The organism is Lentzea sp. CC55 (assembly GCF_021056325.1).
Classification (GTDB): domain Bacteria; phylum Actinomycetota; class Actinomycetes; order Mycobacteriales; family Pseudonocardiaceae; genus Lentzea; species Lentzea jiangxiensis.
On the sequence record NZ_JAJCXE010000019.1, the window covers coordinates 494046 to 515364 of the forward strand.

The 21319-nt window shown below is 70.7% G+C and carries 17 protein-coding genes and 2 pseudogenes; 17 read left to right on the forward strand and 2 right to left on the reverse strand.

Annotated features, from left to right (window positions below; genetic code table 11):
• Positions 1–80 precede the first annotated feature (80 nt).
• The 16 genes and pseudogenes from pyrR to L6E10_RS41195 form a co-directional block, all read left to right on the forward strand.
• Positions 81–653 carry a bifunctional pyr operon transcriptional regulator/uracil phosphoribosyltransferase PyrR gene (pyrR, locus tag L6E10_RS14100; RefSeq protein ID WP_090097999.1) on the forward strand — a complete coding sequence of 191 codons (573 nt, stop codon included), beginning with the start codon at positions 81–83 and terminating at the stop codon, positions 651–653.
• Positions 650–1582, forward strand: a complete 933-nt coding sequence (locus L6E10_RS14105) for an aspartate carbamoyltransferase catalytic subunit (RefSeq protein ID WP_236219956.1) — start codon at positions 650–652, stop codon at positions 1580–1582. The genes pyrR and L6E10_RS14105 overlap by 4 nt, the downstream gene beginning before the upstream one ends.
• On the forward strand, positions 1579–2859 hold the full coding sequence (locus tag L6E10_RS14110; RefSeq protein ID WP_236219957.1) for a dihydroorotase: 1281 nt from the start codon (positions 1579–1581) through the stop codon (positions 2857–2859). Before L6E10_RS14105 ends, L6E10_RS14110 begins: the two co-directional genes overlap by 4 nt.
• Complete coding sequence (locus L6E10_RS14115) at positions 2856–3344, forward strand: transporter (RefSeq protein WP_236219958.1); 489 nt, start codon at positions 2856–2858, stop codon at positions 3342–3344. The genes L6E10_RS14110 and L6E10_RS14115 overlap by 4 nt, the downstream gene beginning before the upstream one ends.
• A complete protein-coding gene (carA, locus tag L6E10_RS14120) occupies positions 3311–4453 on the forward strand; it encodes a glutamine-hydrolyzing carbamoyl-phosphate synthase small subunit (RefSeq protein ID WP_236219959.1) in 1143 nt (380 codons plus the stop codon). Before L6E10_RS14115 ends, carA begins: the two co-directional genes overlap by 34 nt.
• Position 4454: 1 nt before the next feature.
• The gene (carB, locus tag L6E10_RS14125) at positions 4455–7757 is read left to right on the forward strand and encodes a carbamoyl-phosphate synthase large subunit (protein WP_236219960.1); all 3303 of its coding nucleotides are present in this window, start codon (positions 4455–4457) and stop codon (positions 7755–7757) included.
• A 5-nt stretch (positions 7758–7762) separates the two neighbouring features.
• Positions 7763–8575: an orotidine-5'-phosphate decarboxylase gene (gene pyrF / locus L6E10_RS14130; RefSeq protein ID WP_236220127.1), complete on the forward strand. Its 813-nt coding sequence runs from the start codon at positions 7763–7765 to the stop codon at positions 8573–8575.
• 295 nt (positions 8576–8870) lie between these two features.
• Complete coding sequence (gene mihF, locus L6E10_RS14135) at positions 8871–9188, forward strand: integration host factor, actinobacterial type (protein WP_030471603.1); 318 nt, start codon at positions 8871–8873, stop codon at positions 9186–9188.
• Entirely contained in the window at positions 9185–9781 is a 597-nt protein-coding gene (gene gmk / locus L6E10_RS14140) for a guanylate kinase (protein ID WP_236219961.1), read from the forward strand. Before mihF ends, gmk begins: the two co-directional genes overlap by 4 nt.
• A 2-nt stretch (positions 9782–9783) precedes the next feature.
• Positions 9784–10062 (forward strand): DNA-directed RNA polymerase subunit omega, encoded by a 279-nt coding sequence (gene rpoZ, locus L6E10_RS14145; RefSeq protein ID WP_045313812.1) that lies wholly within the window; start codon positions 9784–9786, stop codon positions 10060–10062.
• Entirely contained in the window at positions 10059–11312 is a 1254-nt protein-coding gene (gene coaBC / locus L6E10_RS14150; protein ID WP_236219962.1) for a bifunctional phosphopantothenoylcysteine decarboxylase/phosphopantothenate--cysteine ligase CoaBC, read from the forward strand. The genes rpoZ and coaBC overlap by 4 nt, the downstream gene beginning before the upstream one ends.
• Before the next feature lie 37 nt (positions 11313–11349).
• Positions 11350–12552, forward strand: a complete 1203-nt coding sequence (gene metK / locus L6E10_RS14155) for a methionine adenosyltransferase (protein ID WP_236219963.1) — start codon at positions 11350–11352, stop codon at positions 12550–12552.
• A 211-nt stretch (positions 12553–12763) separates the two neighbouring features.
• On the forward strand, positions 12764–12895 hold the full coding sequence (locus L6E10_RS40320; RefSeq protein ID WP_275676479.1) for a hypothetical protein: 132 nt from the start codon (positions 12764–12766) through the stop codon (positions 12893–12895).
• Positions 12896–13250: 355 nt separating this feature from the next.
• A complete protein-coding gene (locus L6E10_RS14160) occupies positions 13251–15197 on the forward strand; it encodes a phosphocholine-specific phospholipase C (protein WP_275676480.1) in 1947 nt (648 codons plus the stop codon).
• Between the two features lie 381 nt (positions 15198–15578).
• Positions 15579–15929: pseudogene (locus tag L6E10_RS41190) on the forward strand (primosome assembly protein PriA); the annotation flags it as partial.
• A 615-nt stretch (positions 15930–16544) separates the two neighbouring features.
• A pseudogene (locus L6E10_RS41195) lies at positions 16545–18257 on the forward strand (primosome assembly protein PriA); the annotation flags it as partial.
• A gap of 5 nt (positions 18258–18262) precedes the next feature.
• Here the strand turns inward: L6E10_RS41195 and L6E10_RS14170 are convergent.
• Entirely contained in the window at positions 18263–18730 is a 468-nt protein-coding gene (locus tag L6E10_RS14170; RefSeq protein WP_236219966.1) for a hypothetical protein, read from the reverse strand.
• A 65-nt stretch (positions 18731–18795) separates the two neighbouring features.
• On the opposite strand from L6E10_RS14170, the gene ggt reads away from it, so the two are divergent.
• Positions 18796–20565, forward strand: coding sequence for a gamma-glutamyltransferase (gene ggt / locus L6E10_RS14175; protein ID WP_236219967.1), 1770 nt, complete (start codon positions 18796–18798; stop codon positions 20563–20565).
• Position 20566: 1 nt separating this feature from the next.
• Here the strand turns inward: ggt and L6E10_RS14180 are convergent, their stop codons facing one another.
• Complete coding sequence (locus L6E10_RS14180; RefSeq protein WP_236219968.1) at positions 20567–21085, reverse strand: DinB family protein; 519 nt, start codon at positions 21083–21085, stop codon at positions 20567–20569.
• Between the last annotated feature and the right edge of the window lie 234 nt (positions 21086–21319).

Here is a 21319-nt window from a genome sequence, read left to right on the forward strand (position 1 = left end):
GTGCAGGTCAGCCTGGTTTTGGCCAGGTGTCCGACGTCCTTTAAGGACCCGTCCAGTGAGGCGGGGAAGGAGGTCCAGCCGTGGCGTCACGTCAACGTGGCGCGACGGATCCGGCCGGAGATCGCGAGATCCTCTCGGCCGGTGACGTCGCGCGCACCGTCGCCCGAATGGCCCATCAGATCATCGAGAAGACCGCTCTCGATGCACCCAGCGCACCCGACGTCGTCTTGATGGGTATTCCCAGCCGAGGAGCCCCTCTCGCACGGCGCCTTGCCGCTAAGATCGCCGAATTTTCCGGCCGGACCGTGCTCGAGGGCACGCTCGACATCACGCTCTACCGCGACGACCTGCGCCGGGGGCCCACGCGGCCGCTGGAGGCGACGAAGCTGCCCGAGGGCGGCATCGACGACAAGCTGGTCGTGCTCGTGGACGACGTGCTGTTCTCCGGCCGCACGATCCGCTCCGCGCTCGACGCCCTGCGCGACCACGGCCGGCCCCGCGCCGTCCAGCTGGCCGTGCTCGTCGACCGCGGTCACCGCGAGCTGCCGATCCGCGCGGACTACGTGGGCAAGAACCTGCCGACGTCCAAGACCGAGGACGTCGTCGTGATGCTCGAGGAGTTCGACGGCCGCGACGGAGTGGTGCTGAAGTGAAGCACCTGCTCTCCACCGACGGCCTCGACCGCGACCAGGCGATCGCGATCCTCGACACCGCGGACCGGCTGAAGCAGGCGCTGCTCGGCCGCGAGGTCCGCAAGCTGCCGACGCTGCGCGGCCGCACGGTGATCACGATGTTCTACGAGAACAGCACCCGCACCCGCGTGAGCTTCGAGATCGCCGGCAAGTGGATGTCCGCGGACGTGATCAACGTCAGCAGCTCCGGCTCCAGCGTCAGCAAGGGCGAGTCGCTGCGCGACACCGCGCTGACCCTGCAGGCCGCGGGCGCCGACTGCGTGATCGTGCGGCACCCGGCGTCCGGTGCCGCCCACCGGCTCGCGGGCTGGCTCAAGCACACCGGCACGTCCGTGGTGAACGCGGGCGACGGCATGCACGAGCACCCCACGCAGGCGTTGCTCGACGCCGCCACGCTGCGCGACCGCCTCGGCGGCCTCGACGGCCGCCGGGTCGCGATCGTCGGCGACGTGCTGCACAGCCGCGTCGCCCGGTCGAACGTGCACCTGCTGACGACGCTCGGTGCCGAGGTCACGCTGGTCGCGCCGCCGACCCTGCTGCCCACCGGCGTCGAGAACTGGCCGGTCACCGTCTCCCACGAGATCGACTCGGAGCTCGCGAGCCAGGACGCGGTGATGTTGCTGCGCGTGCAGGCCGAGCGGATGACCGGCGGGTTCTTCCCGAGCGCGCGCGAGTACTCGATCGCGTACGGCCTCAACGAGCGGCGCCTGAAGCTGCTGCCCGAGCACGCCGTCGTGCTGCACCCCGGCCCGATGCTGCGCGGCATGGAGATCGCCTCCGTCGTCGCGGACAGCCCGCAGGCCGCCATCACCGAGCAGGTCCGCAACGGTGTCCACGTGCGCATGGCCGTGCTGTACCACCTGCTTGCCCACGAGGAGGAAACCGCGTGAAACCCTTGTTGCTCAAGGGAGTCAGGCCCTACGGCGAGGGTGAACCGATCGACCTGCTGATCCGCGACGGCGTGATCGCGGAAGGTTCGGACGAGAACGCCGAGATCATCGAGGGCAACGGCGCGGTCCTGCTGCCGGGCTTCGTCGACCTGCACACCCACCTGCGCGAACCCGGCCGCGAGGACACGGAGACCATCGAGACGGGCTCGAGGGCGGCCGCTCTCGGCGGGTACACGGCGGTGTTCGCCATGGCCAACACCGACCCGGTCGCCGACAACGCCGTCATCGTCGAGCACGTCGCCCGCCGCGGCCAGGAGGTCGGCCTGGTCGACGTCCACCCGGTCGGCGCCGTCACGGTCGGCCTCCAGGGCGAGAAGCTCGCCGAGCTCGGCACGATGGCCAAGTCCAAGGCCAATGTCCGCGTCTTCTCCGACGACGGGCACTGCGTGCACGACCCGCTGATCATGCGCCGGGCGCTGGAGTACTCGAAGGCGCTGGGCGCTGTCATCGCCCAGCACGCCGAGGAGCCGCGGCTCACCGTCGGCGCGCAGGCGCACGAGGGCGAGAACGCGTCACGGCTCGGCCTGCAGGGCTGGCCGGCGGCGGCCGAGGAGTCGATCGTCGCCCGCGACTGCATCCTCGCGAAGCAGGTCGACGCGAAGCTGCACGTCTGCCACGTCAGCACCACCGGCACGGCGGACGTCCTGAGGTGGGCCAAGGCCCGCGGCACCGAGGTCAGCGCCGAGGTCACCCCGCACCACCTGATCCTCACCGACGACCGGCTCGCCACCTACGACCCGGTCAACAAGGTCAACCCGCCGCTGCGCACGCAGGCCGACGTCGACGCGCTGCGCCAGGCGCTGGCCGACGGCACGATCGACTGCGTCGCCACGGACCACGCCCCGCACGCCGTGCAGGACAAGGACTGCGAGTGGTCGGCGGCCCGCCCGGGCATGCTCGGCCTGCAGACCGCGCTCGGCATCGTCGCCGAGACGATGGTGAGGACCGGGCTGCTGGACTGGCGCGGCGTCGCGCGGGTGATGAGCGAGAAGCCCGCCGAGATCGCCGGCCTGACCGACCAGGGCCGCCCGATCGCGGCCGGCGAGCCCGCGAACCTGGTGCTGGTCGACCCGGACGCCTCCTGGACCGTGCACGGCGCGCAGCTCGCGAGCATCGCGGGCAACACCCCCTTCGAGGGCATGGAGCTGCCCGCCGCGGTGACGGCCACCATCTTGCGTGGCCGGGTGACCGCACTCGCGGGGAGGATTGCGCGATGACCCGCGTTCTGCTGTCCCTGGCGGTTTTCCTGCTCTTCGCGCTGTGCGTGTACGGCATGTGGCACGGCTGGAAGCGACGTCAGCGCGCGCAGGCCGGCCTGCCGGCGTTCCCGTCGACACCGCGGCAGCTCGGCACGGCGCGGCTCACGACCACGGGCGTCTACATCGGAACGACGAACGCGGGCAACTGGCAGGACCGCATCCAGGTCGGCGACATCGGCCACCGGGCCGAGGCGACGCTCAGCCTGGTGCCCGAAGGCGTCGCGATCGACCGCGTCGGCGCGACACCGATCTTCATCCCGGCCGCGTCCATCCGCGACGCCCGCACGGACCGGGGCCTCGCCGGGAAGGTCATGTTCAGCGAGGAAGGCTTGTTGGTGGTCCAGTGGGAAAACGATGGCCACCTGTTCGACACTGGTTTCCGCGGTGACGACAAAGACGTTTACGAAGAATGGGTAGCAGCACTCGTGGGAGGCAAGGCGTGACGAACGCGGCATTGGTGCTGGAAGACGGACGTGTCTTCCGCGGTGAGGCGTACGGAGCGACCGGCGTCTCGCTCGGCGAGGTCGTGTTCTCCACGGCCATGACCGGGTACCAGGAAACCCTGACCGACCCCTCCTACCACCGCCAGATCGTGGTGCAGACCGCACCGCAGATCGGCAACACCGGCTGGAACGACGAGGACGACGAGTCGTCCAAGATCTGGGTCGCCGGCTACGTGGTCCGCGACCCCGCGCGCACGCCGTCGAACTGGCGGTCCAGGCGCGGCCTCGACGAGGAGCTCGCGAACCAGGGCGTCGTCGGCATCTCCGGCCTCGACACCCGCACCCTGACCCGCCACATCCGCGAGCAGGGCGCCATGCGCGCCGGGGTGTTCTCCGGCGCGGAGCTCACCGACGACGCGTCGATGGTCGAGCAGGTCAAGGCGTCGGCGCAGATGGTCGGCGCGAACCTCGCGGTCGACGTGACCACGGACAAGCCGTACGTGGTCGAGGCGATCGGCGAGAAGAAGTTCACCGTCGCGGCGCTCGACCTGGGCATCAAGTCGAACACCCCGCGGATGATGGCGGCACGCGGCATCGAGGTGCACGTCCTGCCGCTGACCAGCACCTTCGACGACATCCTGAAGGTCGGCCCCGACGGCCTCTTCCTGTCCAACGGCCCGGGTGACCCGGCCACGCAGGACCACGCCATCGCCCTGACGAAGGAGGCGCTGGGCCGCGAGCTGCCGCTGTTCGGCATCTGCTTCGGCAACCAGATCCTGGGCCGCGCCGTCGGCCGCGGGACCTACAAGATGCGCTACGGCCACCGCGGCATCAACATCCCGGTCATCGACGTGACCACCGGCAAGGTCGCCATCACCTCGCAGAACCACGGGTTCGCGCTGGAGGGCACGCCGGGCGAGGAGTTCACCTCGGAGTTCGGCCGCGCCGTGCTGTCGCACTACTGCCCGAACGACGGCACCGTCGAGGGCGTCCGGCTGCTCGACGCGCCGGCGTTCTCCGTGCAGTACCACCCCGAGGCCGCGGCCGGACCGCACGACGCCGCGCCCCTGTTCGACGACTTCGTGACCATGATGAACGGCGGCCGCTGACATGCCCAAGAGGACTGATCTCAAGCACATCCTGGTCATCGGCTCCGGCCCGATCGTCATCGGCCAGGCGTGCGAGTTCGACTACTCCGGCACCCAGGCGTGCCGGGTGCTGCGGGAGGAGGGCATCAGGGTCAGCCTGGTGAACTCCAACCCGGCCACGATCATGACCGACCCCGAGTTCGCGGACGCCACCTACATCGAGCCGATCACGGCCGAGTTCGTGGAGAAGGTCATCGCGCGGGAACGCCCCGACGCGATCCTGGCGACGCTGGGCGGCCAGACGGCGCTGAACACCGCGATCGCGCTGCACGAGCGCGGCGTGCTGGAGAAGTACAACGTCGAGCTGATCGGCGCGAACGTCGACGCCATCCAGCGCGGCGAGGACCGGCAGATCTTCAAGGACCTGGTGCGCAAGATCGGCGCCGAGGTGCCGCGTTCGGCCGTGTGCAACACGATGGACGAGGTCCGCAAGACCGTCGCCGAGCTGGGCCTGCCGGTCGTCATCCGGCCGTCGTTCACCATGGGCGGCCTGGGCTCCGGCATGGCCTACACCGAGGAGGAGCTGGAACGCCTCGCGGCCATCGGCCTGGAGGAGTCCCCGGTCACCGAGGTGCTGATCGAGGAGAGCGTGCTCGGGTGGAAGGAGTACGAGCTCGAGCTGATGCGCGACCGCAACGACAACGTCGTCGTCATCTGCTCGATCGAGAACATCGACCCGATGGGCGTGCACACCGGTGACTCGGTGACGGTCGCGCCCGCGATGACGCTGACCGACCGCGAGTACCAGCACATGCGCGACGTCGGCATCCAGGTGATCCGCGAGGTCGGCGTCGACACCGGTGGCTGCAACATCCAGTTCGCGATCCACCCCGAGAACGGCCGCATGGTCGTCATCGAGATGAACCCGCGCGTGTCGCGGTCGTCGGCGCTCGCGTCCAAGGCGACAGGCTTCCCGATCGCCAAGATCGCCGCGAAGCTCGCCATCGGCTACACGCTCGACGAGATCACCAACGACATCACCGGGGAGACCCCGGCGTCGTTCGAGCCGACGCTCGACTACGTGGTCGTGAAGGCGCCGCGGTTCGCGTTCGAGAAGTTCCCCGGCGCGGACCCGACGCTGACGACCACGATGAAGTCGGTCGGCGAGGCCATGTCGATCGGCCGCAACTTCGTCGAGGCGCTGGGCAAGGCGCTGCGGTCGCTCGAGACCAAGTCGGTCGGCTTCTGGACCCAGCCCGACCCCGAGGGCGTGACGCTGGAGTCCACGCTCAAGCAGCTGGAGCGCGGTCACGACGGCCGCCTCTACACGGTCGAGCGCGCGCTGCGGCTCGGTGCGTCCATTGAGGACGTCCACGCCGCCTCGGGTATCGACCCGTGGTTCGTCGAGCAGATCGCGTGGCTGGGCAACCTCCGCCAGGAGCTGCTCGACGCACCGGTGCTCGACGAACCGTTGCTGCGCAAGGCGAAGCGCGCCGGTCTCTCCGACCGGCAGATCTCCGTGCTGCGGCCGGAGCTCGCGGGTGAGGACGGCGTGCGCGCGCTGCGGCACCGTCTGGGCGTGCGGCCGGTCTACAAGACGGTCGACACGTGCGCGGCGGAGTTCAAGTCGGAGACGCCGTACCACTACTCCGCCTACGAGCTCGACCCGAACGCGGAGTCGGAGGTCGCGGAGCAGCGGGAGAAGCCGAAGGTGCTGATCCTGGGCTCCGGCCCGAACCGCATCGGCCAGGGCATCGAGTTCGACTACTCCTGCGTGCACGCCGCGATGGCGCTGCGGGCGGCCGGGTACGAGACCGTCATGGTCAACTGCAACCCGGAGACGGTGTCGACGGACTACGACACCTCCGACCGCCTGTACTTCGAGCCGCTGACGTTCGAGGACGTGCTGGAGGTCGTGCACTCCGAGCAGCGCTCCGGCGAGGTCGCCGGCGTGATCGTGCAGCTCGGCGGCCAGACGCCGCTCGGCCTCGCGCAGCGCCTGTCCGACGCCGGCGTGCCCGTCGTCGGCACGACGCCCGAGGCGATCCACCTCGCCGAGGACCGCGGCCAGTTCGGCAAGGTGCTGACCGAGGCCGGGCTGCCCGCGCCGAAGTTCGGCACCGCCACGTCGTTCGACGAGGCCAAGGAGATCGCGGACGAGATCGGCTACCCGGTCCTCGTGCGGCCCTCCTACGTGCTCGGCGGGCGCGGCATGGAGATCGTCTACGACGAGGAGTCGCTGTCGGGCTACATCGCCCGCGCGACCGAGGTGACGCCCGAGCACCCGGTGCTGGTCGACCGGTTCCTCGACGACGCCATCGAGATCGACGTCGACGCGCTGTGCGACGGCGACGAGGTGTTCATCGGCGGCGTGATGGAGCACATCGAGGAGGCCGGCGTGCACTCCGGCGACTCCTCCTGCGCGCTGCCGCCGATCACGCTGGGCGCGTCGGACATCGAGAACGTCCGCCGCTCCACCGAGGCCATCGCCCGCGGCATCGGCGTGAAGGGCCTCCTGAACGTCCAGTACGCGCTCAAGGACGACGTGTTGTACGTCCTGGAGGCAAACCCGCGTGCGTCGCGCACGGTGCCGTTCGTGTCCAAGGCGACGGCCGTGTCGATGGCCAAGGCCGCGTCGCGCGTCATGCTCGGCGCCACGATCGCGGAACTGCGCGAGGAGGGCGTGCTGCCGGCCACCGGCGACGGCGCCCGGCTGCCCGAGCACGCGCCGGTCGCGGTCAAGGAAGCCGTCATGCAGTTCCACCGCTTCCGCACGCCCGAGGGCCACGGCGTCGACTCGCTGCTCGGCCCGGAGATGAAGTCCACGGGCGAGGTCATGGGCATCGACTCGTCGTTCGGCAAGGCGTTCGCGAAGTCGCAGACGGCCTCGTACGGCTCGCTCCCGACCTCCGGCAAGGTGTTCGTGTCGTTCGCGAACCGCGACAAGCGCGCGATGATCTTCCCGGTCAAGCGCCTCGCGGACCTCGGCTTCCAGATCCTCGCGACCTCCGGCACCGCGGAGGTGCTGAAGCGCAACGGGATCCCGTGCACCGAGGTGCGCAAGCACTTCGAGGGCGAGGGCAACGTCGTCGACATGATCCTCAACGGCGAGATCGACATGATCTTCAACACGCCGTACGGCAACAGCGGTCCCCGTGTGGACGGGTACGAGATCCGCACCGCCGCCGTCGCCAAGGACATCCCGTGCGTCACCACGATCCAGGGCGCCGCCGCGGCCGTGCACGGCATCGAGGCGCTCATCCAGGGTGACATCGGCGTCCAGCCGCTGCAGGCCCTCCAGGCCGCGCTGCGGGGTGACGCGTGACGGCGGTGAACTTCGGGGAGAAGCTCGCGAAGGCCGTCGCGGAGCACGGACCCCTGTGCGTCGGCATCGACCCGCACCCGAGCCTGCTGGAGGCCTGGGGCCTCTCGCCGACCGCGGAGGGCCTCGAACGGTTCGCCCTCACGGCCGTGGAGGCGTTCGGCGGCAAGGTGTCGATGGTGAAGCCGCAGGCGGCGTTCTTCGAGGCCTACGGCTCGCGTGGCGTCGCCGTGCTGGAGCGGGTGGTCGCCGGGCTGCGCGACTTGGGCACGCTGGTGCTCGTGGACGCCAAGCGCGGCGACATCGGCTCGACCATGGCCGCCTACGCGCAGGCGTACCTCGCCGACGGCTCGCCGCTCGCCGGGGACGCCGTCACGGTCTCGCCGTTCCTCGGCTTCGGATCGTTGCAGCCCGCGCTCGACACGGCGCGGGCGGCGGGCCGGGGCGTGTTCGTCCTCGCCCTCACCTCCAACCCGGAGGGTGCCGAGGTCCAGCGCTCGGTTGCTCCGGACGGGCGAACCGTGGCGCAAACGATCATCGATTTCGCCACGGCTCGGAATTCCGGCATTTCCCCGTACGGCGATGTCGGTCTCGTCGTAGGTGCCACGATCGGGGAAACGGATGTGGACCTCGCGGGGTTCAACGGACCGATCCTGGCGCCCGGTTTCGGCGCTCAGGGTGGCTCGGTGACCGATCTGAAACGGCTCTTCGGACCCGACATGCGCAACGTCTTTCCGACTTCTTCACGAGATGTTCTCAAGCACGGGCCCGACGTGTCTTCGCTGGTCAGCGCCGTGCGGAGGGTTCAGGAGAGCCTCTGAGGAGGGGCGCGCCGCAACTTTTGGGGTGTGGCGCGCTCACCTGGGCAAACATGTGTTGGTAGGGTCCACGCCACCGGCTGCCCCGCTGGTCACCGGCCTCATAGCACACCTGGAGTGCGCGACGAGTAGTCGGTGGCGGTGATCAGGCCGCCGGAGGGTGTTGGTACTACTACCACCCGCCGCATCACTCATGACCGCTGAAGATTTACCTGACTGGGTCACGTTGTACTCAGGCAATTGCGGTCGGTACGGTCGCGGCACCGATCCGAAAAGAATCCACACCACGGAGGAAATCGTGGCTCTTCCCCAGCTTACCGAGGAGCAGCGAGCCGCAGCGCTGGAGAAGGCTGCTGCCGCTCGTCGCGCTCGGGCTGAGCTCAAGGAGCGCCTCAAGCGCGGCGGCACGACCCTGACGGACGTGCTCAAGGCCGCCGAGAGCGACGAGGTCCTGGGCAAGATGAAGGTGTCCGCGCTGCTCGAGGCCCTCCCGGGCGTCGGCAAGGTTCGCGCGCAGCAGATCATGGAGCGCCTCGAGATCGCTCCCAGCCGTCGCCTGCGCGGTCTCGGTGACCGCCAGCGCAAGGCCCTGCTCTCCGAGTTCAGCGGAGAGTGATTGGCACCGAGGCGGGGGCGGGTTCCGCCCGTCCCCGCCTCACCGTCTTGTCCGGGCCGTCCGGCGTTGGCAAGTCCAGCGTCCTGGCGGAGCTGCGCAGGCAGCAGCCCGATGTGTACTTTTCCGTCTCGGCGACCACCAGGAAGCCGAGGCCGGGCGAGGTCGACGGGGTGCACTACCACTTCGTGGACCACGAGAAGTTCCAGCAGATGGTCGACGCGGGCGAGTTCCTCGAACACGCCGAGTTCGCCGGAAACCGCTACGGAACACCTCGCAGGCCCGTCGAGGAAGCGCTGGCTTCCGGCCGTCCCGCACTGCTGGAGATCGAACTGCAGGGCGCGCGGCAGGTCCGCGTGGCCATGCCCGAGGCCCAGCTGGTCATGCTGATGCCCCCGTCCTGGGAGCACCTGGTCGGCCGGCTGACCGGGCGGGGCACCGAACACCCGGACGTCGTCGCCCGCCGTCTCGAGATCGCCCGCGAGGAGCTGGCGGCCGAGAAGGAGTTCGACGAGGTCGTCGTGAACGCCGACGTGCAGTCGGCCGCCGCCGACTTGCTATCCTTGATGGTCGGACCACGAATTTCAGGAGTCTGAAAGTGATCACCCACACCGAGCTCGGTCACCTGACCGGTTCCCCGGAGGGCATCACCAACCCGCCGATCGACGACCTGCTGGAGCAGGTGAGCTCGAAGTACGCGTTGGTGATCTACGCCGCGAAGCGTGCCCGCCAGATCAACGACTACTACGCGCAGCTCGGAGAAGGCCTGCTCGAGTACGTCGGCCCGCTCGTCGAGCCGGGTCCGCGCGAGAAGCCCCTCTCGATCGCTCTGCGCGAGATCCACGCGGGTCTCCTCGAGCACACCGAGGGCGAGTGACCTCCGCGTCCAGTGACGCTGATGCCCCCACCAAGCCCAGGATCATCCTGGGCGTTGGCGGGGGCATCGCCGCGTACAAGGCCTGTGAGGTGCTGCGGCGGCTGACGGAGTCCGGTCACTCCGTGCGGGTCGTCCCGACCGAGGGCGCGCTCAAGTTCGTGGGAGCGGCCACGTTCGAGGCGCTGTCGGGCCAGGTCGTGTCCGCCGACCCGTTCGACGACGTGCACGAGGTGCCGCACGTCAAGCTCGGGCAGAACGCCGACCTCGTCGTGGTGGCCCCGGCGACGGCGAACCTCATCGCGAAGGCCGCGCACGGCCTCGCCGACGACCTCCTGACGAACACCCTGCTGACCGCGCGCTGCCCGGTCCTGCTGGTGCCGGCGATGCACACCGAGATGTGGGAGCACCCGGCCACCCAGCACAACGTGGCGCTGCTGCGCTCGCGCGGCGTTGTCGTCGCCGAGCCCGCGTCCGGCCGGCTGACCGGCAAGGACACCGGCAAGGGCCGTCTGCCCGACCCCGCCGAGATCGTGGAGCTGGCCCGGCTCCTGCTCGTGCGGCCGGACGCCTTGAAGCGCTCGCTCGAAGGCGTGCACGTGGCCATCTCCGCCGGCGGCACGCGAGAAGCGCTCGATCCGGTGCGGTTCATCGGCAACCGGTCGTCCGGCAAGCAGGGCTACGCACTCGCGCGGGTTGCCGCGCAGCGCGGTGCACGCGTGACCTTGGTCGCGGGCACCACGGCGGACCTGGCCACGCCTGCGGGGGTCGACCTGGTGCGGGTGGGCTCGGCGGTGGAGCTGCGCGACGCCATGCACAAGGTCGCGGCCGACGCGGACGTGGTCGTGATGGCCGCCGCGGTGGCCGACTTCCGGCCGGTGTCGCTCACCGGTCACAAGATCAAGAAGACCGACGGCGACCCCGACCCGATCGCGCTGACGAAGAACCCCGACATCCTCGTGGAGCTCGTTTCCGCACGTCGCACCGGCCAGCTGATCGTCGGGTTCGCCGCGGAGACCGGCGACGAGACGACGTCGGTGCTCGACTACGGCCGGGCCAAGCTGCGCCGCAAGGGCTGCGACCTGCTGGTGCTGAACGCGGTCGGTGACGGCAAGGCGTTCGAGCAGGACGACAACGCCGGCTGGCTGCTGTCGCCGGACGGCACCGAGACGCCTATCCCGCACGGCCCGAAAACACAAGTGGCGTCCGCGGTGTGGGACGCGGTTACCGCTCGCTCCACCGAGTCTCAGTAGAATTTCCCGAAGTCCAACCCGCAATTAAGGAGTGTCCGTGAGCCAGCACAGCAGCAGGCTGTTCACCAGTGAGTCGGTGACCGAGGGACACCCGGACAAGATCTGCGACGCGATCAGCGACTCGATCCTGGACGCGTTGCTGGCCAAGGACCCGCGCTCCCGCGTTGCGGTGGAGACCCTGGTCACCACCGGTCAGGTCCACGTCGCGGGTGAGGTCACCACCGAGGCGTACGCGGACATCCCCACGATCGTCCGCGAGAAGATCCTGGAGATCGGCTACGACTCGTCGCAGAAGGGCTTCGACGGCAACTCCTGCGGCGTGAACGTCGCCATCGGCGCGCAGTCACCGGACATCGCGCAGGGCGTCGACACGGCGTTCGAGGAGCGCGTCGAGGGTGCCGCGGACGAGATCGACAAGCAGGGCGCCGGCGACCAGGGCCTGATGTTCGGCTACGCGTGCACCGACACGCCCGAGCTCATGCCGCTGCCGATCGCGCTGGCCCACCGCCTCTCGCGCCGCCTGACCGCGGTCCGCAAGGACGGCACCGTCCCGTACCTGCGCCCCGACGGCAAGACCCAGGTCACCATCGAGTACGCGGGCGACCAGCCCGTGCGCCTCGACACGGTCGTCATCTCCACCCAGCACGCCGACGGCATCGACCTCGAGAAGCTCCTCGGCGTCGACCTGCGCGAGCACGTCGTGGCTCCCGAGATCGCCGAGCTCGGCCTCGACACCGCGAACGTGCGCCTGCTGACCAACCCGACCGGCCGCTTCGTCATCGGCGGCCCGATGGGCGACGCGGGCCTCACCGGCCGCAAGATCATCGTCGACACCTACGGCGGCATGGCCCGCCACGGCGGCGGCGCCTTCTCCGGCAAGGACCCGTCGAAGGTCGACCGCTCCGCCGCCTACGCCATGCGCTGGGTCGCGAAGAACACCGTCGCCGCCGGCCTGGCCACGCGCGTCGAGGTCCAGGTCGCCTACGCCATCGGCAAGGCGGCCCCCGTCGGCCTGTTCGTCGAGACCTTCGGCACCGAGACCGTCGACCCGCAGAAGATCCAGCAGGCCATCACCGAGGTCTTCGACCTCCGGCCCGCCGCGATCATCCGCGACCTCGACCTGCTGCGCCCGATCTACGCCCCGACCGCCGCGTACGGCCACTTCGGCCGCACCGACGTCGACCTCCCCTGGGAGTCGACGGACCGCGCCGAGGCCCTGCGCAGCGCCGCCGGCGCCTGATCCGGCTTCCGGACGGCCCGCTTCCCCTCGGGGAGGCGGGCCGTCCGGCGTTCGTGGGCCTGCGGGCCGTGCCGCGCCCGCTCGACGTGTGCCTGTTCCTCGACGACGTGCATGAGGTGCCCAACGGATCGCCGGGCACGCAACAACTCGAAGCCGTCGCACGCGCGTTGCCCGATATGGCGCATCTCGTGTTGTCCGGGCGAACGGTGCCGTGTCTTCCGTTGGTACGCAGAAGGCGGCGGGCGAGGTCGTCAGGATCGACACCGCCGATCTCGCCTTCACCGACGCGGAAGCGTCCGCGCTCGCCGAGAACCACGGCTGGCCCGCGCTGATCAGGCTATAGCTCACGGCCGACCGGTGCGTCGTGGCGTTACGCCGCCGAAGAAGTGTTGAGTCGTCTGTCCCAAGAGACCCGCACGACGTTGGCGGCGCTTGTGGTGTTGGGCTCCGCGAGCGAGCAGGAGATCATCGCGGTCGCGGGAAGAACGGCGAACACGGAGCAAGTCGTCCGCGAGGTGCCGTTGGTCGACCGGCTCGACGACGGCCTACGGCCGGAAGAGTCGCAACGGAGCGTTGCCCGAACGCTGACCAGAGCGCGGGTCGCCACTGTGATCTGTGAACGAGGCGCTGGTCATCCGGGACCTTTGTTCATACGAGGGTCGGTTCCGCGACATGTCGTGGGGCTAGAAACTCGGTTCATGTCGCTCTCTCGTCGTGGGTTCATGGCCGCGGTTGCCGCTGCTGGTGCGGGCACGTTGCTTCCACCGTCGGTGTACGCCGCATTGGCCCGTGAGCCTCGTGCAGGAGGGTTGCGCGCGATCAAGCACGTCGTGCTGCTGATGCAGGAGAACCGTTCGTTCGATCACTACTACGGAACTCTTCGCGGTGTACGCGGGTTCTCCGATCGCAACGCGCTGAGGGGTGTGTTCAACCAGTCGGGCGTGCTGCCGTTCCCGTTGCGTGAGGCGGCTTCCGGACGCGACATCCAGTACATCGGCGACCTGGACCACAGCTGGAACGGCGGGCACTCGGCGTTGCGCGGCGGGTGGAACGACAACTGGGTGCCGGCGAAGACCGCGGCGACGATGGCGTTCTACACCCGCCAGGACATCCCGTTCCACCACGAGCTCGCGGACACCTTCACCCTGTGCGACGCCTACCACTGCTCGGTGCCGTCCTCGACGGCGCCGAACCGGAACTACTGGGTGTCCGGCTACACGGGGTTCGAGCCGTCCGGGGGCAGGGCGACCGGCAACGCGGCCTACAGCGAGGACACCCACGCCGGGTACACCTGGACGACCTACCCGGAACGCCTGGAGGCGGCGGGCCGGTCGTGGCGGGTGTACCAGGAGTGGGACAACTTCCAAGACAACAACCTGGAGTTCTTCGCGCGGTTCAAGGAGATCGCGCGCAAGGTGCTGCCCGCCGGGTTCAAGTCGCTGGACAAGCTGTACGGGACGGGGGACGCCGCACTGATCGGGTCCATCGACCTGTCCGGGCTCACCGCGGCCGAGAGGTCGTTGTACTCCAGGGGACTGCACCGCGTGCGGCCGGGCGGACTGGGGGAGGCGTTCCGCGCGGACGTCGAGTCGGGACGGTTGCCGGCCGTGTCGTACCTCGTGCCGTCGTCCGCGGACTCCGAGCACCCCGGTGCGTCGTCCCCCGCTGCCTCGGCCTCGATCACCTACCAGGTGCTGGACGCGCTGGCGTCGAACCAGGAGGTGTGGGAGTCGACGGTCCTGTTCATCACCTACGACGAGAACGACGGCTTCTACGACCACATGCCGCCGCCGCGGCCACCGTTGTCCGTCACCGACGAATACGTGGGTGACAAGCCCTTGGGGCTCGGTACGCGCGTGCCGATGACCGTCGTCTCGCCGTGGTCCGTAGGCGGTTACGTGTGTTCGCAGGTCTTCGACCACACGTCGATGACGCAGTTCCTCGAGAAGTGGACCGGGGTGCGCTCGGAGGAGATCTCCGCGTGGCGCCGGACCGTGTCCGGGGACCTGACCTCGGCGTTCGACTTCGACCGGAAGAGGACGTGGCCGGAGGTCGGTGAGCCCGCCGCCGTTCCGCCCGCCACGCCGCGCTGGCGTCCTTCGCCGCCTTCGACGCAGAAGATGCCCGAGCAGGAGCCCGGGCGTCGGCGTGCGCGCGCATTGCCCTATCAGCCCGATGCGTCGTTGCGCGGTTCTCGGTTGGAGATGTCGAACACCGGGTCCGCGTCCGTTCACCTGGCGCTGTACCCGTACTCGGGCCAGTTCGCGCTGCCGCAGCACTTCGACGTCACGTCGACCGCGTCCGTGGAGGTCGCGGGGGAGCATGACCTCGTGCTGCTGGGGCCCAACGGTTTCCGCCGTGAGTTCGCCGGGTCGTCGTCTGACCGTGCGCGTGTCTCGTCGTCGGTGCGCGGATACAGCCGTGTGCTGACGTTGACGTTCGAGAACAGCGGATCGACGCGGTTGACGTTCGTGCTGGGGCGTCGTCGTTACGTCGTGAGGCCGGGTCATCGGCACGTGATCCCGTGGCTGACCGCGATGAACTCCGGCTGGTACGACCTGACCGTCACGGTGGAGGAGGAACCCGAGTTCCGCCGGCGCCTGTGCGGTCACATCGAGAACGGTCAGGAGTCGATCTCAGGCTGACGTCTGACCCGTGGGGATCACGGGGACGAGGTCCGGCAGATGGCCGGCCACGAGTCGCTGGAACCGAGGGGACTGGTCATCACCGGTGCACGGATCACCGGTCAGCTCGACCTCGGCTGACGCTGCTCTCCACCCGCACGCCTTACCCCTCGACCGCCGCGGCCAGCTCTCCCGGTGGGCCGCACCGGGCACCTCGTCCGCGGGGGTGACCGTCGAACAGGTCGGCTACGCCCTCAACGTCGCTAGTCGAGGTCGACGCGGCGTGCTGCACCGTCGACGCGGCCTCGGGAGCGGGGCGTTCGCGACCCTGTTCGTGGTGGGCTTCACCGGTTTGGTGAGGCGCAACGCGTGACTGTCGGGGGTGTCTGATACACCAGGGGCATGAGCGCGAAGACCGGAGCGAGAAAAGGGGAGCGCGTCCCCGCCGAGTCGCTGCCGGTCGCCAGGATCGTGGTGGACGTGCCGCTGGCCCACCTCGACCGGCCCTTCGACTACGCCGTTCCGTCCGAACTGGACGCGACCGCCGTCCCGGGTTGCCGCGTGCGCGTGCGGTTCGCGGGCCAGCTCGTCGACGGCTACCTCCTCGAACGCGTCGAGACCTCCGAGTACGGCAAGAAACTGGCATTCCTCGAGAAGGTCGTCTCGCCCGAACCGGTGCTGGCACCGGAGATCGCCGCACTCGCCCGCGCCATCGCCGACCGGTACGCGGGCGGCATGATCGACGTGCTGCGCCTGGCCATCCCGCCGCGCCACGCCCGTGCGGAAGCCGCGCCGTCGGGGGAGGCGCCGCCGCTGCCGCGGGTCCCGGCCTGGGTGGGGGAGCGGGCGGCCCAGGTGGATCCGGCGGCAGGAGCCGCGCACTCGTCGGAGGCGGCCGCCTCCGCCACGGCCGAGGACACCGCCGTGGCCGAGGACGTCGTTGCGGCTGGGGGCTCCGCCGCGGCCGCCGACCCGAACAAGGCTGCCGACCCGAACAAGGCTGCCGACCCGAACAAGGCTGCCGACTCTCCCGTGTCCGCCGATTCTGCCGTGTCCGCCGACGGCATCGACTCTGCTGCGGCCGCCAACTCTGCCGATGATGCCGACTCCACTGTGGATGGTGACTCCGCCGTGGGCGGCGATTCCCGTGCGGCTGCTGACGCTGCCGTGACCGCCGACTCCGGTGCGGTCCCCGACCCCACAGCGATCCCCGACCCCTCAGTGGTCGGCGGCCCCACCATGTCCGCCGCGCCCGTCGATCCCATCGCGCTCGCGGCACCTGCCGACCGGACGTCGCCCGCGAACCCGGCGGCGTCCGGAGGCGCGGAGTCGCCCGACGCCGCACTCGACGCCGCCGCGGTGCCCACCACGCCGGTCGACCCCACCGCTGAGCCCGCTACGTCGGTCGACCCGACCGCTGGGCCCGCTGCGTCGGTCGACCCCACCGCTGGGCCCGCCGCGTCGGCCGATCCCGCCGCGCACTCCGCCGAACAGCCCGTGCGCTCCCAGCTGCCGCCCGTTCCCGCCGACGCCTGGTCGCGGTACCCCCGCGGCCCCAAGTACCTGGAGGCTCTGCGCGAGGGCCGTCCCGCGCACGCCGTCTGGCAGGCGTTGCCCTCCGAGGACTGGCCCGCCCGCCTCGCCGAGGCGGCGGCCGCCGTCGCGTCGACCGGTCGCGGCGTGGTGATCGTCGTTCCCGACCACCGCGACCTCGCGCGGGTCGCCGAGGCGTGTGCCGTGCTGATCGAGGGCGTGGTGACCCTGTCGGCCGACCTCGGGCCGTCCGAGCGGTACAAGCGCTGGCTCGCGGTGCGGCGGGGCGTGGCGCGGGTCGTGGTCGGCACGCGCGCGACGGCCTTCGCGCCGGTCAAGGACCCCGGGTTGCTCGTGGTGTGGGACGACGGTGACGACCTGCACGTCGAGCAGCGGTCGCCGTACCCGAACGTGCGGGACGTGCTGGTGCAGCGTGCGCACATGACGGGGGCCGCGCTTCTGATCGGCGGGTTCGCGCGCACGGCCGAGGCGCAGTTGCTGGTGGAGACGGGCTGGGCGCACGAGATCGTGGCGTCGCGCGAGACGCTGCGTGCTGTGGCGCCGCGTGTGGTGTCCGTGGGCGACAACGAGTGGCAGGACGTCAAAGACCCCGCCGCTCGCACGGCTCGGCTGCCGTCCATCGCGTTCGAAGCGGCGCGGTTCGCCCTGGCCGACTCGCCGGTGCTGATCCAGGTGCCCCGGCGCGGGTACGTGCCGTCCCTGGCGTGCGGTCAGTGCCGTGGACCGGCCCGGTGCCGTCGCTGCGCCGGACCCCTGGCGTTGCCCGGCGGCACCGAGGACGGCCTGCCGAAGCCCGCGTACTGCCGGTGGTGCGCGGCGACCGAGGCCGGGTTCCGCTGCCCGACGTGCGGCTCGCGCAAGCTGCGCGGTCAGATCATCGGCGCCCGGCGCACGGCCGAGGAGCTCGGGCGTGCGTTCCCCGGTCACCCGGTGCGGACCAGCGGTGCGGACGAGGTGCTGACCAAGGTGCCGGGCAAACCCTCCCTGGTCGTCGCCACGCCCGGTGCCGAACCCGTGGCCGAAGGCGGCTACGGCGCGGTGCTGCTGCTCGACGGCTGGGCGTTGCTCGGCCGAGCCGACCTGCGCGCCTCCGAGGAAGCGCTCCGGCGGTGGATGACGGCGGCAGGTCTCGTGCGCCCCGGCAACGGCCGCGTGGTCGTGATCGCCGACTCGGCACTGACCCCGGTGCAGGCGCTCGTCCGCTGGGACCCGGTGTGGCACGCCGCCACCGAACTGGCCGCGCGGACCGAACTGGGCTTCCCGCCGGCGGTCCGGATGGCGACCGTCGACGGCACCCCGGACGCGGTGAACGCCCTGCTCGACGAGCTGCGGCTGCCGCCGACCGGCGAGGTCCTCGGCCCGGTGCCGCTGGGCGACGACGAGACCAGGGAACGCGCGCTCGTGCGCGTCTCCCGCTCCGAAGGCCGTCAGCTCGCCGCTGTGCTGGCCGAGGCGCAGGCGGTGCGGACGGCGCGCAAGGAGCAGGAGCTGGTGCGGATCAAGCTCGACCCGCTCGAGGTCCTGTAGGCGCTTCAGCCCTCGTAGTGGGAGCGCAGGCCCGCGATGTGCTCGCGGATGTCCTCGTCGGTGAGCTTCACGTACTCGAGGTACTCGCTCATGTAGGTCATCAGGTCGCCGCGCTCGGCGTGCTGCTCGCTCGCGATCACGTGGGCCGTCGTGCCCGCGATGCCCGCGGGGAACAGCAGGAAGCCGTCGAGGCCCGCCATGGTGTCGAACGAGGCGTTCTTGGCCTCCCAAAGCGCCCAGACGTCCTCCTCGCGGCCGCACTCGGCGAGCAGCAGGGCGGCGAGCACCATCGCGTCGCGCACACCCCAGCCCTCCTGGTGGGCGGCGGTCTCCTCGGCGAGCAGGTGGCGCAGCAGGTCGGCGTCGTCGTCGCGGCGTTCGCGCAGCAGGAGGTGCAGCGCTTCCTCGCGGTCGGCCTCGTCGAGCGGGGTGTTCGTGAAAGTGGTTCGCAACTGGTCAAGATCGATCGACACGTCCGCACCTTAGGCCTTCCTCAAGGGGTGTTGCCATCCGGTCGCAAGGGAGTAGAAGTTTCCGCATGTTGCGAACGGTTGCCGCACTGACGCTCTCCGTCGTACTGGTCGCCCCTGCCACGGCAGGTGCGGCGGAACCACCGCCACGCGTGCCCGAGCAGGTGGGCTGGGGAGGCGCTGTGTCCAGCGTCGACCCCGACGCGTCCCAGATCGGCATCGACGTGCTCCGCCGCGGTGGCAACGCGGTCGACGCCGCCGTGGCCACCGCCGCCGCGCTCGGCGTGACCGACCCGTTCAGCGCCGGGATCGGCGGTGGCGGGTTCTTCGTCCACTACGACGCCCGCACCGGCCGCGTGTCCACATTGGATGGACGCGAGACCGCGCCGCGCTCCGCCACCGACCAGCTCTTCGTGGAGAACGGCCAGCCCCTGCCGTTCGCCGAGGCCATGACCAGCGGCCTGTCCGTCGGCGTCCCCGGCACCCCGAAGACGTGGCAGCAGGCGCTGCGCCGGTGGGGCACGCTCGACCTGCGGGAGGCCATGGCGCCCGCGGAAGCGCTGGCGAGGCGTGGGTTCGTCGTCGACAAGACGTTCAACACCCAGATCACGAGCAACGCCGCCCGCTTCGCCGACTTCACCTCGACCCGCGACCTCTTCCTGCCGGGCGGCCAGCCCCCGGCGATCGGCAGCACGTTCCGCAACCCGCAGCTCGCCGACACCTACCGCGAGCTCGCCCGCACCGAGCTCGCGTCGCTGTACGGCGGAGCCGTCGGCCGCGACCTGGTGAAGGCCGTGCGCCAGCCGCCGGTCGTGCCCGGATCGACCCGCAACGTCCGCGCCGGCGACATGCAGCTCTCCGACCTGGCCCGCTACCAGGTCGAACGCCGCGACCCGACGCACACGCGCTACCGCGGCCTCGACGTCTACGGCATGGCGGCGCCGTCGTCCGGCGGCACCACCGTCGGCGAGGCCCTCAACATCCTCGAGTCGACCGACCTGTCGAAGGCCTCCGACGTCGAGTACCTGCACCGCTTCATCGAGTCGACGAAGCTCTCCTTCGCCGACCGCCTGCGCTGGGTCGGCGACCCGGCCTTCTCGCGCGTGCCGACCGAGGGCCTGCTGTCGCAGAAGTTCGCCGACAGCCGCGCGTGCCTGATCAAGCCCGACGCGGTGCTGCCCGCCCCGCAGCCCGCCGCCGACCCCCGCAACCCCCAGGCCTGTGAAGCCACCGCGGGCATCTCCGCGCTGCGCGAGGACGCCGAACGCACGACGCACCTCACCACCGCCGACCGCTGGGGCAACGTCGTCGCCTACACCCTCACCATCGAGGCGGAGGGCGGCAGCGGCATCGTGGTGCCGGGCCGCGGTTTCCTGCTCAACAACGAGCTCACCGACTTCGAGTTCGTCGCCCCCACGCCGGGCGTCCCGCACCCGAACCTCCCCGGCCCCGGCAAGCGCCCGCGCTCGTCCATGGCCCCGACCATCGTCCTCGACCACGGCAAGGTCGTCCTCGCCGTCGGCTCGCCGGGCGGCTCCACCATCATCACCACGGTCACCCAGATCCTGACCGCGCGCCTGGACCGCAAGATGTCCCTGCTCGACGCCGTGGCGGCCCCGCGCGCCTCGCAGCGCAACGCGGCCACCACCCCGGCCGAAGCGGCGTTCCTCGCCGCCTCGACCACCGCGGGCCTGCAGGCGATCGGGCACAGGTTCAGCCAGAACGCCGAGATCGGCGCCGCGACGGCCGTCGAACGGGCCTCCCACGGCCGCTGGCGCGCCGTGGCCGAACCGACCCGGCGCGGAGGTGGTGCGGCCCGCGTGGTGACGGTGGGCTGAGCTAGGCGTTGGTGCGTCCGTCGATGCGTTCCCTGATGAGGTCGGCGTGGCCGTTGTGCTGCGCGTACTCCTCGATCAGGTGGAGGTAGAGCCACCGCACCGACATCTCGCCCGCCTGCTCGTGCAGGAACACGTCGTCGAGGTCCCGCGCCGCCACCGCGGCGCGGGCCTCGGCCATCTCGGCGACGAGCTCGCCGTACTCGGCTTCGGCGCGGGCCGGGTCCAGGTCGCCGAACGCGAGGTCGGGAACGTCCGGCGCGCGGTGGAGGGGCTCGACGTCCTGCCTCGCGAGCCGGATGCGCCACCACATGCGCTCCACGTCCGCGAGGTGCCGGATCAGGCCCAGCAGCGTCAGGTTCGACGGGGGCGCGGACACCGTGGCGAGCTGCTCGCCGGTGAGGCCCGCGCAGTTGCGCAGGAACATCGCCCGGTGGCGGTCCAGCAGCGCTTCCAGCAACGTGCGCTCGGCGCCGACCAGCGGTTCCTCGGTCAGTTCTACTTCGGGTGCCTTCCAGGTCATGGACCATGCCTAGCGGATGACGCCCTCGCGGACGATCTCTTTACCGCCCGGCGAGCCGGCGCCGCCCGGTTCGGAGGTCCGGTGGCCACCGCGTCCGGGACCCGTTCGACGCCGAGGCCCCGGCGCGGCCGCATCAGCCTGCCGACCCGGCGGTGTCCACCTTCCGGCCGAGCGGGGCGGCCGATCTTCCGACCTCAGGCCGATGCGGGGTCGATACCGCGAGCTGATGTGCGG